Origin of the sequence: Polycladidibacter hongkongensis, assembly GCF_001561995.1 — a bacterium.
GTDB classification, from domain to species: domain Bacteria; phylum Pseudomonadota; class Alphaproteobacteria; order Rhizobiales; family Stappiaceae; genus Pseudovibrio; species Pseudovibrio hongkongensis.
In genome coordinates this window covers 34573-48247 of record NZ_LLWC01000008.1, presented here as the reverse complement: position 1 = coordinate 48247, position 13675 = coordinate 34573, and the positions used below count along the sequence as shown (strand labels likewise).

The 13675-nt window shown below is 54.3% G+C and carries 15 protein-coding genes and 1 tRNA gene; 6 read left to right on the top strand and 10 right to left on the bottom strand.

The features are described from left to right. Nucleotides 1-3 precede the first annotated feature (3 nt). On the bottom strand, nucleotides 4-990 hold the full coding sequence (gene cobS, locus AYK82_RS01400) for a cobaltochelatase subunit CobS (protein WP_068310571.1): 987 nt from the start codon (nucleotides 988-990) through the stop codon (nucleotides 4-6). 91 nt (nucleotides 991-1081) lie between these two features. Beyond that, on the bottom strand, nucleotides 1082-1702 hold the full coding sequence (locus tag AYK82_RS01395; RefSeq protein ID WP_068311264.1) for a J domain-containing protein: 621 nt from the start codon (nucleotides 1700-1702) through the stop codon (nucleotides 1082-1084). Nucleotides 1703-1821: 119 nt separating this feature from the next. Here AYK82_RS01395 and AYK82_RS01390 point away from each other — a divergent pair, with 119 nt between their 5' ends. Then, on the top strand, nucleotides 1822-2079 hold the full coding sequence (locus tag AYK82_RS01390) for a BolA family protein (RefSeq protein ID WP_068310569.1): 258 nt from the start codon (nucleotides 1822-1824) through the stop codon (nucleotides 2077-2079). A 9-nt stretch (nucleotides 2080-2088) separates the two neighbouring features. Here the strand turns inward: AYK82_RS01390 and AYK82_RS01385 are convergent, their stop codons facing one another. The 3 genes from AYK82_RS01385 to AYK82_RS01375 are packed head-to-tail and all read right to left on the bottom strand — an operon-like array spanning nucleotide 2089 to nucleotide 5187. Continuing rightward, on the bottom strand, nucleotides 2089-3381 hold the full coding sequence (locus tag AYK82_RS01385; protein WP_068310567.1) for an HlyC/CorC family transporter: 1293 nt from the start codon (nucleotides 3379-3381) through the stop codon (nucleotides 2089-2091). After that, nucleotides 3381-4511: a 3-dehydroquinate synthase gene (aroB, locus tag AYK82_RS01380; RefSeq protein WP_068310566.1), complete on the bottom strand. Its 1131-nt coding sequence runs from the start codon at nucleotides 4509-4511 to the stop codon at nucleotides 3381-3383. Before aroB ends, AYK82_RS01385 begins: the two co-directional genes overlap by 1 nt. Before the next feature lie 40 nt (nucleotides 4512-4551). Next, the gene (locus AYK82_RS01375; RefSeq protein WP_068310564.1) at nucleotides 4552-5187 is read right to left on the bottom strand and encodes a shikimate kinase; all 636 of its coding nucleotides are present in this window, start codon (nucleotides 5185-5187) and stop codon (nucleotides 4552-4554) included. Nucleotides 5188-5398: 211 nt separating this feature from the next. On the opposite strand from AYK82_RS01375, the gene AYK82_RS18085 reads away from it, so the two are divergent. Further along, complete coding sequence (locus tag AYK82_RS18085) at nucleotides 5399-5539, top strand: hypothetical protein (protein WP_172795173.1); 141 nt, start codon at nucleotides 5399-5401, stop codon at nucleotides 5537-5539. Nucleotides 5540-5547: 8 nt separating this feature from the next. Beyond that, nucleotides 5548-6474 (top strand): site-specific tyrosine recombinase XerD, encoded by a 927-nt coding sequence (gene xerD, locus AYK82_RS01370; protein WP_068310562.1) that lies wholly within the window; start codon nucleotides 5548-5550, stop codon nucleotides 6472-6474. Nucleotides 6475-6516: 42 nt separating this feature from the next. Here xerD and AYK82_RS01365 read toward each other — a convergent pair. Then, nucleotides 6517-6602: transfer RNA gene (locus AYK82_RS01365), tRNA-Leu, on the bottom strand. Between the two features lie 233 nt (nucleotides 6603-6835). Here AYK82_RS01365 and AYK82_RS01355 point away from each other — a divergent pair. After that, entirely contained in the window at nucleotides 6836-7414 is a 579-nt protein-coding gene (locus tag AYK82_RS01355) for a YqaA family protein (protein WP_068310558.1), read from the top strand. An 8-nt stretch (nucleotides 7415-7422) separates the two neighbouring features. Continuing rightward, on the top strand, nucleotides 7423-7953 hold the full coding sequence (locus AYK82_RS01350; protein WP_068310556.1) for a disulfide bond formation protein B: 531 nt from the start codon (nucleotides 7423-7425) through the stop codon (nucleotides 7951-7953). Between the two features lie 67 nt (nucleotides 7954-8020). Here the strand turns inward: AYK82_RS01350 and ppa are convergent, their stop codons facing one another. Then, nucleotides 8021-8554, bottom strand: coding sequence for an inorganic diphosphatase (gene ppa, locus AYK82_RS01345; RefSeq protein ID WP_068310554.1), 534 nt, complete (start codon nucleotides 8552-8554; stop codon nucleotides 8021-8023). 455 nt (nucleotides 8555-9009) lie between these two features. Here ppa and AYK82_RS01340 point away from each other — a divergent pair, with 455 nt between their 5' ends. After that, complete coding sequence (locus AYK82_RS01340) at nucleotides 9010-9393, top strand: DUF2794 domain-containing protein (RefSeq protein ID WP_068310552.1); 384 nt, start codon at nucleotides 9010-9012, stop codon at nucleotides 9391-9393. 75 nt (nucleotides 9394-9468) lie between these two features. Here the strand turns inward: AYK82_RS01340 and AYK82_RS01335 are convergent, their stop codons facing one another. From AYK82_RS01335 to AYK82_RS01325, 3 genes are all read right to left on the bottom strand, one after another. After that, entirely contained in the window at nucleotides 9469-10224 is a 756-nt protein-coding gene (locus AYK82_RS01335) for a Bax inhibitor-1/YccA family protein (RefSeq protein ID WP_082733669.1), read from the bottom strand. Between the two features lie 145 nt (nucleotides 10225-10369). Continuing rightward, complete coding sequence (locus AYK82_RS01330; protein WP_068310550.1) at nucleotides 10370-12952, bottom strand: ABC transporter permease; 2583 nt, start codon at nucleotides 12950-12952, stop codon at nucleotides 10370-10372. Then, complete coding sequence (locus tag AYK82_RS01325) at nucleotides 12949-13665, bottom strand: ABC transporter ATP-binding protein (RefSeq protein WP_068310548.1); 717 nt, start codon at nucleotides 13663-13665, stop codon at nucleotides 12949-12951. Before AYK82_RS01325 ends, AYK82_RS01330 begins: the two co-directional genes overlap by 4 nt. Between the last annotated feature and the right edge of the window lie 10 nt (nucleotides 13666-13675).

Genomic DNA, 13675 nt, shown 5'->3' with positions numbered 1-13675 from the left:
CCCTTAGCTCAAGAGGATGTTTGCAGCCGATTCCGGCAGCTCTTCCCCGAAGCAACGCTGATAAAACTCGGCGACGAGCGCTTGTTCGGTTTCATCGCACTTGTTTAGGAATGTCAGGCGGAAGGCAAAGCCGAGATCGCCAAAAATCTCCGCATTTTCAGACCATGTGATAACCGAGCGCGGGCTCATCACCGTGGACAAATCGCCATTGATGAAGGCGTTACGGGTCAGATCTGCAACACGCACCATCTTGGATACCGTCGCGCGGCCTTCAGCGCCGGAGTAATGGGGTGATTTTGCCAGCACAATCTCGACTTCATTATCATGCGGGAGATAATTCAGCGTGCTGACAATCGACCAGCGGTCCATTTGGCCTTGGTTGATTTGCTGAGTGCCGTGATAAAGCCCGGATGTATCGCCAAGGCCGACAGTGTTGGCGGTGGCAAACAGGCGGAACGCAGGATGCGGATGAATGACGCGGTTTTGATCCAGCAGCGTGAGACGGCCGGAGACCTCCAGAACGCGCTGGATTACAAACATAACATCCGGGCGGCCGGCGTCATACTCGTCAAACACCAGTGCGACGTTGTTTTGTAGAGCCCAAGGCAAAATGCCATCGCGGAACTCGGTGATGGTGTGGCCGTCTTTCACGGTGATGGCGTCTTTCCCAACAAGATCAATACGGGACACATGGCTATCAAGGTTTACGCGCACGCAAGGCCAGTTAAGGCGGGCAGCGACTTGCTCGATATGTGTGGACTTACCTGTGCCGTGATAACCGGTGATCATGACGCGGCGATTGCGCGCAAAACCTGCAAGAATAGCCAGTGTGGTGGCGCGATCGAACAAATAGTCCTTATCCACATCCGGCACGTGCTCACTTGGCTTGGAAAAAGCTGGCACGACCAGATCGCTGTCGATACCGAAAGTTTCGCGAACCGAAATGGTGGTGTCGGGCAGGTTTGGCAGTTTTTCTTGAGTATCGGTCATAGCTTGTCCTTGGGCGCCTTCCTTCGTAGCAAGGAGCGTTTGCAGGTGTTGTCTTCAGTGTCGTTTGTGGCACCCGTTTAGAGGGAGGTGGCTAGCAATAGCCGTTCTTTTTTAAAACATTGTAGGCCTGAATGATCTCGCGTAAGCGATCTTCGGAAGAACGATCGCCGCCATTTGCATCAGGGTGATGTACTTTTACCAATTCCTTGTATCGAGATTTAATTTCCGCTCCCCTTGCCGTAACACGCAGGTTGAGCGTTTCAAATGATCTTTTCTCAAGCGCCAAAACTTTGCGCTGCGGAGCGCTGTTGGGTGCTTCGCGCTGGGTTTTACCATCCATAAAATCAAATGGATCGGAGAATTGCGTGTCGTTGAGACGTGTGCGTGAGCCGTCGCGCCCTGCTGATGCGTCTGGATCGGAGTTGACGCCCATTTTCCACGTAGGGCGATTGCCGGTTACCGCCTCTTCTTGGATATGGCGCACTGCGTCGTCGTCAAGGCCGGAGAAATAGTTGTAATTTTTGTTATAGGCCCGCACGTGCTCTACGCAGAAGTGAAAGTACTCTCCTTCGCGGTCACGTCCTTTGGGCGCGCGATGGGCGCCGGGCGCGGTGCAGCCTTCCCATTCGCACTGGGGGCTGGAGCGGCGCGATTGTGCCTCTTTGTTTGGCTTCACGCGGATACTGTCAAAAAGAGATGATTTTAGCGTCATTTGGTATCGTTTGCTGAGTGGGGCCTGCACTGCAAAAATGCTGAAGAGCATAAATAGAAAACAATTGGGGTCGGGCGCAAGGCCTTGACGCATGTTTCCTTGCATCGGATATAGGAGAAATGAGCAAGAAAAACAGTATGCGTGACAAGTTGACCCAAGCATTTGCGCCGCAGCAGCTTGAGGTTATCGATGAATCGGAGAGCCATCGTGGCCATGGAGGCTGGCGTGAAGGAGGCGAAACGCATTTTCGTATTCGCATCGTATCCACAGCCTTTGCCGGTATGAGTAGGGTTGCAATGCATCGTGCAATAAATGCGTGCGTTGCAGAAGAGCTAGCGAGCGGTGTGCATGCGCTGGCGATTGAAGCAAGCGCATAATGCTCGCGGCTAGGCTTCGCGGCGTGGCTTGGTGTCTCCAAGAGGCATCATCCGCAGGCGCGTGATGCGGTTTTTTTCCCGTCGCAGTACTGTGAAACGGAATCCGTGGAAGGTGAAGATCTGGCGCTCCTCGGGGATTACTTTTGCCTCGTGAATGACAAGCCCTGCAATGGTGGTTGCCTCTTCGTCTGGTAGATCCCAATCTGTGGCGCGGTTTAAATCACGGATCGGGACAGAGCCATCAACAATGACAGACCCATCGGTTTGCGGGTGCAGGCCGGGCACTTCGTTGTCGTGTTCATCGGCGATCTCGCCCACGATTTCTTCCAGTATGTCTTCCAGCGTCACCAGCCCCATAACCTCGCCGTACTCGTCGACAACCATGGCGAAGTGGGTTTTGCGCTTCAAAAAGGCGTTGAGCTGATTTTGCAAGCTGGTGGTATCGGGGACGAACCATAGCGGGCTCATAACTTTATCGAGCTTGAACTTGCTGACGTCACCTTTCACATGGGCGAATGCGCGCAGCACATCCTTGGCATGGAGCAGGCCGACAAAGTTGTCCGGATTGTCGCGCCATAAGGGGATGCGGGTGAAGGGGCTGGCCAGCACCTCTTCAATCAGCTCGGCAGAAGGCAGGTCAGCATTCAGGGCAAACACCTTGGTGCGGTGAACCATGACGTCTGAGACTTCCAGCTCGGCCAAATCCAGCAGGCCGCCGATGCGGTCCTTATCGGCCTTGACGAGACCTCCTTCCAAGTGTTGCAAATCCAGCGTGCCACGCAGCTCTTCATGGGCGGACAGGATCGCGGTTTCTCCATCGATGCGGATGCCAAAAATGCGCAGAATTGCACGCACAATCACTTCAATCGTGATAACGAGAGGTGAGAGAATTGCCACCAATGGGCGCAGGATTGGCGCGACAGAAAGAGCGAATTTGTCCGCGTTGGTAATGGCCCATGTTTTGGGCAGGACTTCGGAGAAGATCAAGACCAACAGGGTCATGAGCAGCGTTGCATAGGCCACGCCAGCATCGCCAAACATGTTAAGCAGCACGGATGTTGCTAGCGCCGAAGCAAGGATATTTACGAGGTTATTGCCGAGCAAGAGTGCGCCAATGAGCCGTTCGCGGGCCTGAATGAGGCGGGAAACGATTGAGGCGCGTTTGTTGCCGGACTTTTCCATCTGGTGCATGCGCGCACGCGAGGCCGCTGTCAGAGCTGTCTCCGAGCCGGAAAAGAAGCCGGACAGGATAAGCAACAGGGCAATGCTGGCAAGGGATGCCCAAAGTGGAAAGTCGCTCATTAGGCAAGTTTCTCCTTAAGGTAGCTGGCGAGTGTTTCTGGCTCAATGGTTTTATCGATAAAGGACTGTCCAATACCGCGGGCAAGAATGAAGGTGAGCTGTCCGCGTGTTACTTTTTTGTCCTGTGCGATCAGATCCATAAACGTTTCGAGCGGTGGCAATTGGCCAGGGACTTGTTTGATCTGGGTTGGTAGCCCTACTTTTTCAAGGTGCGCTTCCACGCGCTCGGCATCTTCTATAGCGCATAGGCCAAGCTGGGCGGAAAACTCGTAAGCCAGTGTCATGCCGATGGAAACGCCCTCGCCATGCACAAGGCGGCTGCCTTCGTATGCGACGGCTCCTTCCAGCGCGTGGCCGAAAGTGTGGCCAAGATTGAGCAAGGCGCGGTTGCCGCTTTCGCGCTCATCAGCGGCGACAACAGCGGCTTTGGCGCGGCATGAGTGGGCAACAGCGTGAATGCGGGCCTCGCCACCTTTAAATACGTCTTCCCAGTTGTTTTCCAACCATTTGAAAAACGGCTCGTCATTGATGAGGCCGTACTTGGCCACTTCTGCGTAGCCCGCGCGGAAATCTCGCTGTGGCAGCGTGTCGAGTGCATCTGTATCGGCAAGGACGAGCGTTGGCTGGTGGAATACACCGAGCAGATTTTTGCCGTGGCGGGAGTTGATGCCGGTTTTGCCGCCGACGGAGCTGTCTACCTGAGCCAGCAAAGTTGTTGGGATTTGGACAAATTGCATACCGCGGCGAACCACGCCAGAGACGAAGCCTGACAGGTCGCCCACGACACCGCCGCCGAGGGCAACAACTGCGTCGCCTCGCTCTAGCCGCAAGGAGAGAACCTCATCGCACAGACGCTCGAACTGGCTGAAGCATTTGGTCTTTTCGCCTGCCGGAACCAGCAGAGTATCAAAGCCAACGCCTACGGCCCCTAAGCTGTCTTCTAGTGTTTTCAGGTGGATCGTTGCAACGGTTTCATCGCAAATCACTACACAGCGTGCGCCGGGTAGAGTTTGAGCGATATGTGTGCCCGCCTGCTGCAGAAGACCGCCGCCGATTAGAATGGGATAACTGCGTTCGCCGAGGGATACTTCAAGCTGCGTGAGGGCGGAGGTCTCGGTCACTGCGGTAATTCCTTTTAGCGCTGGGGTTACTTGATTTGTCGTAGTAAGGTTAGGGCTGCTTGGGGTCGATGCTGCTTATATTTGCAAGGTCTGCCTCATCCGCCGGGGGAAGGCCTTCCTCCAGAACTTTGAGGATCTCTTCCATCACCGCTTCGTGGCTGACATCGCGTGACCAGATATGCAGATCGGCCTCTGCGTAAATGGGGTAGCGCTTGTCCATCAGCTTTTGCAGTGTTTCTTCGGGGTTGTCCGTTTGTAGGAGAGGGCGGGTGGGGCGCTTGCGGACACGAGACATGAGCACAGGCAGCTCTGCCTTCATCCAGACAGAAACACCTTGGTTTTTAATGCGTTCACGGGTTTCAGGATTGATAAATGCGCCGCCCCCTGTGGCGAGCACTTGTGGTCCCTCATCCAGCAGGCGGGCAATGACCCGCTTTTCACCGTCGCGGAAGTAGGCTTCACCGTGTTCGGCAAAAATCTCACTGACGGTACGGTTGGCAGCTTGTTCGATTTCAGAATCGGCATCTACGAAATCTACACTCAAGTACTGAGCAAGACGGCGGCCCACTGTAGACTTGCCGCATCCCATGATGCCCACGAGCACGATGGAGCGATTGCCCAAGCGCTTGACGATGGCTTTGGCGCGTTGTTCACGACTTTTCGCATTTGGCTGTGCGGCGCTCACACCATTTCCTCTTCATACTTTATCTTTTGTTTCTGCTTTGAGCGTAAACATACCCCCAATGTCAAGCGCCAAGGCACGGTTATTGCGCAGAACGGCCTAAACAGGCTATTGAAAGAGTGTCGCATTTGATCGTTTGGCAGGTAAAGAGCCTGAACTATCTCAGGCTGCTGCTGCACCGGTTATGTGGGTGGGGATAAGGGATTTTCGGGCAATGCCTACGTTGACCAGATTGCTTTCAATTGTCGGAATGGCAGTCGTTGCCATTGTGCTGTGCATGTATGCGCTGGCAACCTTTGTCGAGCCGAACCCGCGTACCTATACAGTGCAGGTGATGGAAAGTGGACTGAAATAGGGAACGCGATGCGCTTTGTTGCTGAAGTAGACGCATTCTTTGAAATGCTAAGTGTGGAACGAGATAGCGCGTTTAACACACTGGAGAGTTATCGCGCGGATCTAGAGGATTTTGATAGCTTTCTGTCAGCTTGCGGTGTTTCCATATTGGAAGCGCAGACCAGCGACATCCGGGCCTACCTGCAAGATATTGTGGAGCGGGATTTCGCGGCGTCTTCGCAGGCGCGGCGGCTTTCGGCACTGCGGCAATTCTATCAGTTCCTCTATGCCGAAGGGCGCAGGGGCGACGATCCCACACGCACGGTTGCCTCGCCCAAGAAGCGAGCGGCGTTGCCGAATGTGCTTTCCGAGGATGAAGTCGATGCCTTGTTAAAAATTGCCGAAGACGAAAGCAAAAACCAGCAGGAAAGTGATGCAAAGCAGTTGCGATCTCTGCGGCTTTATACGCTTTTAGAAGTGCTTTACGCCACTGGCTTGCGTGTCTCCGAGCTGGTTTCGCTGCCAGCCAGTGCGGCGCTGCGCGATAGCAGGTTGCTCACCGTGCGCGGCAAAGGCAACAAGGAGCGGGCCGTACCGCTTTCTGAGCGGGCGCAGGGAGCGATGCAGCGCTATGTTCAGCTGCGCGCCACGATTGGCAATTACAAAGACAGTGTGTGGCTGTTTCCTTCGCACGGGGAAAGTGGTCATCTTACCCGGCAGGCATTTGCGCGTGACCTGAAAGATTTAGCGGAGCGCGCCAAGCTGGATCGAAAGAAGGTGTCTCCGCATGTCTTGCGTCATGCGTTTGCATCGCACCTTTTGCATCACGGGGCTGATTTGCGGGTGCTTCAGCAAGTTCTCGGGCATGCAGATATATCGACAACGCAAATCTACACCCATGTGCTTGATGAGCGTTTGCAACAGATCGTCGAACAGCATCATCCGTTGGCCGGATAATTTGGCTGCATAACTTCATATCGCCATGAATGAGAGAAGAAATGGTGCCCCCGGCCCGAATCGAACGGGCACGCCCAGAGGGCAGCAGATTTTGAATCTACCGCGTCTACCAATTCCGCCACGGGGGCCCGTGTCGCCGTGTTGTTACGGCGGGAATGAGAAGGGGTTATAGCTCGCTGTTCGCAAACGTCAATAAAAACTATCAGCTAATCACAGGTTTGCACTTTGTTTTCCCGCATTGGGGTTGTTTTGCCTTGTTAAAAGGCGGAGCCAACGGGGTTGCCGGTCTTTCAATAGCCTTCAGCCGTGATTATAAACGAGCAAACGATGCACCCTTAATCAATATTGGAGAAAAAGCTAAATGATCCGCCGCTTATACGATTGGACGCTCGCGCTGGCTGCCGGCAAACGTGCGCCCACCGCTTTAGGGGCGGTTTCTTTTGCCGAAAGCTCGTTCTTTCCGATCCCGCCTGATCTATTGCTAATACCTATGGTTCTTAGTAGGCGGGAGCGCACATGGTGGTTTGCGCTGCTTTGTACGCTTGCTTCGGTGGCAGGGGGCATTGCGGGCTACTTCATCGGTGCCCTTTTGTTTGAGCAGGTGGCTTTGCCGGTGTTGGAGTTTTATGGCTACACGGGAAAGATCGCCGAGTTTAAGCAGGTGTTTAATGAGTGGGGTTGGTGGTTTGTGTTTATCGCGGGCCTGACGCCATTTCCTTATAAGGTTATTACGATTTCTAGTGGTGCTGCGGCTATGGCGCTGCCCGGGTTTATTCTTGCTAGTCTTGTGTCGCGCGGGCTGCGGTTTTTTGTCGTGGCCGGATTGCTGTACTTTTTTGGCCCATCCATGCAAAGCTTCATTGAGAAGCGGCTTGGGCTTGTGTTTTCACTTGTCGTTGTGTGTCTTTTCGGCGGCTTCTTGTTGCTCAAATACCTCTAGGTGGGCTTATGATCGCAAAACTGTTTGATCGGGTTCTTGAGAACCCGCGCGCTTGGGCTGCAGGCCTTCTTGCCGCAGGAAGCGCCTTTTCAATTGCTATGGCGTGGGGGTTTCAGCTCATAGGCGGCTATATGCCCTGCCAATTGTGTTTGGCGCAGCGGGTGCCTTACTACATTGGTTTGCCGCTGAGCTTGCTTGTGCTTGCACTCTCGGTAAAAGGCAAATTGCGCTGGTTGAGCGCACTGCTGCTTTTGTTGGCCGCCGGGATATTTATGTATGGTGGCGGAATTGGCGTTTATCAGGCTGGGGCGGAGTGGGACTTCTGGCTTGGGCCAAATGATTGCGGCGGTGGGAGGTTCGATGTTTCTCAGGCGAGCAACATGTTGAACGCGCTTAACAACACCCGTGTTGTAAGCTGTTCCACTGCGGCGCTGCGTATTTTTGGTCTGTCCTTTGCCGGAATGAATGTGGTGTTTTCCAGCGTGATGGCCTTTATCGCGATTTGCGGTGTGGTGCTGCCTGTTCGTCGGAAGGGCTGAAGATCCGTATACTAAAAAAGCCGCAGTGCTCATGAGGCGCCGCGGCTTTTTTACACTCACTCGGGTGCTACTTGGTGTTGTTGTAGCGCTCGATGGATTCGGTGATCAGGCGCTTGGCGTCTTCCGCGCCCAGAATGCCGGTGATCTTTACCCACTTGTTTGGCTCTAGGTCTTTGTAGTGCTCAAAGAAGTGCTCAACCTGCTTGATGGTGATCTCTGGCAGGTCTTCAATGGTTTTGATGTTTTCATAGCGGCGGGTCAGCTTAGCGCTTGGCACAGCAATGATTTTTTCATCTTGGCCGGACTCATCTTCCATGATTAGAACGCCAATCGGGCGGCAGCTCATAACAGCGCCCGGAATAATTGGGCGTTGATTGACAACAACAACGTCAATCGGATCGCCATCACCGCACAGGGTGTGGGGCACAAAGCCGTAGTTGCCCGGGTAGCGCATTGGTGTGTACAGGAACCGGTCAACAAACATAGCGCCGGAATCTTTTTCCATTTCGTACTTGATTGGCTCGCCGCCCACTGGAACTTCGATGATTACATTTACATCTTCAGGCGGATTTTTGCCGATAGGGATTTGATCAATACGCATTAATTGGGCTCTCCGAGTTCTTTCGGAGTTTGTATTACAGGACCTAGAATGAGTTTCAAGAGCAAAAGTCGGATGAGGCCGCAGTTGGTGTCTTAGCTGTTCGACTAAGGTAAAGGACTTAGGGTGCGTCATGTTATGAAGGAGGGAAGTGGCTCGGCTTTGCGGTATGAGGGTCTAGACTTGGGTAGGGGAAAAACAATCAGACCACCAGCAAAACCGAGCCTTCTGGGCAACAAAGAAACAATGCCAATGCGGTGTGGCCGGCACACGGTAAAATTGTGGCACAAACAAGATAGTTTGCGGTGTTTTCGGGAGGTGGGGAAAACGACTAAAAACCTCAGAGTTGCCAGCGCTAATCGCATGCCCCACAATGGGTGTAAGCCAACTAACAATGATAAGTGCTTTGGGAAAAGCGTTTTGGCAAACAGCCACAAGACAGCTGGCGAGGAGGGCCTATGAGCGATGGAGATGATACGGCGTTGCACGGGCTGGGGAAGCCGAAGTTCTCACCTGCCAGCAACAACAACAGCCCCGTGGCGCTGATTAGTTTTCACCGGCGTGAACTGGATTTGATCTTGCGGGTCTATGGGCGTTTTGTGGCTAGTGGTGATTGGCGAGACTATGCGATTGACCATGGGCGGCATGTGGCCGTGTTTTCTATCTATCGGCATTCTCGCGAGTTGCCACTTTATCGCGTCGAAAAGGATCCGCGGCTTGCGCGCAAGCAGGGGGCATATCGTGTGGTCGCTGCTGATGGGCAGGTGCTGAAGCGTGGGCAAGATCTAGAGACAGTGCTGAAGGTATTTGAGCGGAAGAAGCACTTGCGTCTGGTGGATTGAAGTTGCTGTAATTCGGCAAATAAAAAAACGCGAGGCCGAAGCCCCGCGTTTTCACGTAATCAGGTTTTACTTGGCTTAGTCGCGGTTGCCGAACAGCGACAGCAGCATCATGAACAGGTTGATGAAGTCCAGATACAGGGTCAAAGCGCCCATGATTGCTTTTTTGCCAGCAACGTCTGAGCTATCGACAGCAGCGTACATCTCTTTGATGCGCTGGGTGTCGTAGGCGGTGAGGCCAGCAAACACCAGTACACCAACGACAGAGATGGCAAATTGCACTGCGGAAGACGCAAGGAACAAGTTTACCAGTGATGCGATGATGATGCCGATAAGGCCCATGAACAAGAAAGAACCCCAAGCGGAGAGATCTTTCTTGGTGGTGTAGCCGAACAGGCTCAAGCCGCCGAAAGAAGCTGCGGTAATGAAGAAGACGCGAGCGATCGAATTACCTGTGTAGACAAGGAAAATCGAGGAGAGCGAAAGGCCCATCAGAGCGGCGAACACCCAGAATGCGGTTTGAGCACCAGACACTGACATTTTGTGCACGCGGGCGCTAAGCAGGAAAACCATGCCAAGCGGAGCAAGCATTACCACCCATTTCAGCGGGCTGGTGTAAAGCAGAGCGCCAAACTCGGTTAACTGACCGGCGCTGGTGTCGACAGCCATATTGAATGCGGCGATTGCTACAACGCCGGTAATAACAAGGCCCATGGCCATGAAATTGTAAACGCGCAACATGTAGGCGCGCAAACCGGCATCAAATTCTGCGGCGCGAGTGCCAGCACCGGCCATACCGTACTGCTGTGCGGAATTGTGGTCGAAGCCCGACATAATTCACCCTCTCTTTGGTTGATAGCGGCAAGGTTGGCGCCGCTATTTGCGAACTGGTGTTAAATATGGGCACAAACGCCAGATTTAACAAGGGCCCAGTTTCCTATTTTTAACCTGCGTATATGCGCAGGTGTTTAACACTTTGCTAGTTGCTTCGCAGGTTGGGCGCTGGTTTTTTGCCAAGAACCTGCCATGTGCCAACAAGGCCAAAGCCTATCGTGAGCAAAAGGGCGGCGATAGTTGCGGCAAGGGCGGTTATCGGCAGGAAGGTAAACGACCCGTCCATGACGTGCACCATCACAAACCACGCTGCAATTCCTCCGGCTATCAACGAGAAAACTGCAGCTGCCAGACCCAACAGGGCGTACTCGATAATGTAGGCATGGATAAGGCGTCCGCGGGTGGCGCCGAGGGTTTTCAGGATTACGGCATCGTAGATGCGGCTTTGGTGGCCCGCGGCCAAGGCGCCAGCCAGCACCAGCACACTGGCAATCAATGTGATGGAAGAAGCGCCGCGAATACCCCAAGCAAGCTGGCCAATAAGCTCGTTCACTTGGGTAATTGCGTCTTTTACGCGGATTGCGGTCACCGTTGGGAAGGCGTCAACCACTTTTGATTGCAGTGCAATTTCCTGTTCCAAAGTGCTTTGCTGTGGCCAAGCCACTGTTGTTAAGTGGGTGTGTGGTGCACCTGCAAACGTGTTGGGTGAGAAAACCATAACAAAGTTGATGGCCATGCTCTCCCATTTCACCGTACGGGTATTGGCGATGCGCGCGCTCATCTGGCGTCCAAGGACGTTGATCGTCACCATATCACCGATCTTGACACCCAATAGCCCGGCCAGCTCGTCGTCAAAGGAAACCAGCGGTTCGCCTGAGTCGTTCTCTGACCACCATTCGCCGGAGGTCAGCTCGGAGTTTTCCGGGAGTTTTGCTGCGTAGGTTATGCCGCGGTCACCGCGTAAAACCCAAGCTGCATCGGCGGGTGGGTTCAGTTCTTCGGTTGGGGTGCCTGCCAGTTTGGTGATGCGGCCACGAAGCATGGGGGCGCTTTGTACTTTTGCGTCTGGAGCTTGTTCGGCCAGCAAAGCATCGAAGGCATCTTTCTCGTAATTCTGTACATCAAGGAAAAAGAAGCTGGGCGCTTCGCCTTCTGCGGTTTGCTGTAGCGTGTTGCGTAGATTGCCATCAATGAGGGCCAAAGCAACGAGCAAAGACAGGCCAAGGCCGAGTGACAGAATCACAGATTGTGTTAGCGCGCCGGGCCGGTGAATGTTCCCCACTGCGAGGCGCCATTCGGTTGACTTAAGCTTGGTAACCCGCCGCGCTGTTGCCATTATGAGGCGAGCGACCAACATGAGAAGCAGATACACGCCAGCACAGGCCGCAACATAAAGCACCGCAATGCGCTGATCGTAAGACATGACGACCGCGAGGGTGGCTAGCAGGGCGATGGTGAGCCAAGCGGCAATTAGATAACGGCGATGGGGGCGGCGATTGCGACTGCTGAAATCATCGCGGAACAAAACTGTTGGCGGCACATCATGGGCCCGGCCAAGTGGCCATAGAGCAAAAGCTGTCGCGGTGAGTAAACCGAAAACAGCGCCGAGGGCCATATCAGAGAGGTAGAATGTAGCGCTTGCCTCGAAGGGGAGTACAGACCCGAGAAGTGCAAGTGCGATTACTGGAAGTATGGCACCGGCAATGAGGCCCAGCACGATGCCCAGACTGGCGATGACTATGATTTGCAGCAGGTAGAGGCGAAACACGAAGTCGCCGCTGGCGCCGAGGCATTTAAGCGCTGCAATGGTTTCGCGTTTGGTGCCCAGATAACTGCGTACAGCGCCTGCAACTCCAACACCGCCAACAATCAACGCTGTGATACCGACGAGGCTAAGAAACTGAGCAAAGCGCGTAATGTTGTTTTGCAGCGAAGGCGCTGCCTGCGTGCGCGAGCGAATCCGCCAGCCTGCATCGGGGAACTGTTCTTTGGCCGCATTGGTTAGCTGTGCGATTGCATCAGTACCTGCTTCTCCTGGAAGTCTTACGCGGTAGTGGTGCGTGACTAAGCTTCCCGGTTGCATGAGGCCGGTTTGTGCCAGTGCTTCTTGCGAGATGAGGACACGAGGACCAAAGGTCATGCCACTGCCGAGTTTATCCGGTTCGCTGTCCAGCACGGCTGCAACGCGCAGTGTGGCTTGGCCAAGGTTCAGGTATTGCCCGACAGAGATGTTTAAACGCTCAAGAAGAGCTGGCTCAACCAATGCCGGGTAGAAGCCATCTTGCGCGGGGGAGGACAGAGCCGCTGGCGCGAGCTGAGGGGTTGAAGCCACTGCGCCATAAAGTGGGTAAGCGCTATCTACTGCTTTGATTTCTACAAGAGTTTGAGCGCTGCTTTGTGGCTCGCGGGCCATAGCGCGCATCGTGGCTGCGTGGGAAACATTGCCATACTGGGTTAAGAGCTTTTGTTGCTGCTCTGTTGCTTCCCGGTGAATGAGCGAAAAGGCCGCATCGCCACCGAGGATTTCTTGCCCTTGCGCTTCGATGCCTGTGGTGAGGGCGCTAGAGAAGGATTGCACGCCGGTGATTGCGGCCACTCCGAGGGCAATACAGGCGATAAAGACGTAAAAGCCGCGCAGGCCTCCGCGCATTTCCCGCAGGGCGAATCGTGCGGCAAGGGCGAAACAATTTTGGCGGCTACTCGCGGCGCCTAGGCTGGTCGTGCTCATTCACCGGCCTCCGCAACGAGTTGGGTTTGTTGCTCGATCACACCAGATCGCAGGGAAATTTGCCTGTCGCAGCGCTGGGCAAGGGCTGGGTCGTGGGTGACGAGAACCAGCGTGGTGCCGCGCTCTTTTTGCGCCTTAAACATGAGATCCTTGATTTGATTGCCGGTGGCCTCATCGAGATTGCCTGTTGGCTCATCAGCGATAAGAACGGCGGGATCGCTGACAAGCGCACGGGCAACGGCAACGCGTTGCTGCTCTCCGCCAGAGAGTTGGGCTGGGTAATGGTGCAGCCGATGGCCAAGGCCTACTGCCTCCAGCTCTTTTCGCGCTTTATCAAAGGCATTGCTCGCACCTGCCAGCTCAAGCGGAACAGCAGTGTTTTCCAACGCTGTCATATTGGGTATCAAGTGGAAGGACTGGAAGATAATACCGAGGTTTTGGCCGCGAAACTGCGCGAGCTTGTCTTCACTTAAGGCTGTCAGGTTTTCTTCAAGGACATTCACAGTACCGGTATCAGCTTTTTCAAGGCCCGCCATAACCATAAGAAGTGTTGATTTGCCTGAGCCGGAGGGGCCGATAAGGCCGACAGATTCACCTTTTTGAACTGCAAGGGAAATGCCCTTCAGGATGTGAACACGGCCAGCACCTTGGCCAAGCGATAGATCTACAGTGTCTAATGAGATAATGGGCTGTGATGGGGTGGAACGGCTCATGCCCCTGTCC

Bases quoted from the DNA above. Each gene is read 5' to 3' on its own strand.
- cobS (WP_068310571.1), bottom strand. From the start codon at position 990: ATGACCGATACTCAAGAAAAACTGCCAAACCTGCCCGACACCACCATT.
- AYK82_RS01395 (WP_068311264.1), bottom strand. From the start codon at position 1,702: ATGACGCTAAAATCATCTCTTTTTGACAGTATCCGCGTGAAGCCAAAC.
- AYK82_RS01390 (WP_068310569.1), top strand. From the start codon at position 1,822: ATGAGCAAGAAAAACAGTATGCGTGACAAGTTGACCCAAGCATTTGCG.
- AYK82_RS01385 (WP_068310567.1), bottom strand. From the start codon at position 3,381: ATGAGCGACTTTCCACTTTGGGCATCCCTTGCCAGCATTGCCCTGTTG.
- AYK82_RS18085 (WP_172795173.1), top strand. From the start codon at position 5,399: ATGCCTACGTTGACCAGATTGCTTTCAATTGTCGGAATGGCAGTCGTT.
- xerD (WP_068310562.1), top strand. From the start codon at position 5,548: ATGCGCTTTGTTGCTGAAGTAGACGCATTCTTTGAAATGCTAAGTGTG.
- AYK82_RS01355 (WP_068310558.1), top strand. From the start codon at position 6,836: ATGATCCGCCGCTTATACGATTGGACGCTCGCGCTGGCTGCCGGCAAA.
- AYK82_RS01350 (WP_068310556.1), top strand. From the start codon at position 7,423: ATGATCGCAAAACTGTTTGATCGGGTTCTTGAGAACCCGCGCGCTTGG.
- ppa (WP_068310554.1), bottom strand. From the start codon at position 8,554: ATGCGTATTGATCAAATCCCTATCGGCAAAAATCCGCCTGAAGATGTA.
- AYK82_RS01340 (WP_068310552.1), top strand. From the start codon at position 9,010: ATGAGCGATGGAGATGATACGGCGTTGCACGGGCTGGGGAAGCCGAAG.
- AYK82_RS01335 (WP_082733669.1), bottom strand. From the start codon at position 10,224: ATGTCGGGCTTCGACCACAATTCCGCACAGCAGTACGGTATGGCCGGT.
- AYK82_RS01330 (WP_068310550.1), bottom strand. From the start codon at position 12,952: ATGAGCACGACCAGCCTAGGCGCCGCGAGTAGCCGCCAAAATTGTTTC.
- AYK82_RS01325 (WP_068310548.1), bottom strand. From the start codon at position 13,665: ATGAGCCGTTCCACCCCATCACAGCCCATTATCTCATTAGACACTGTA.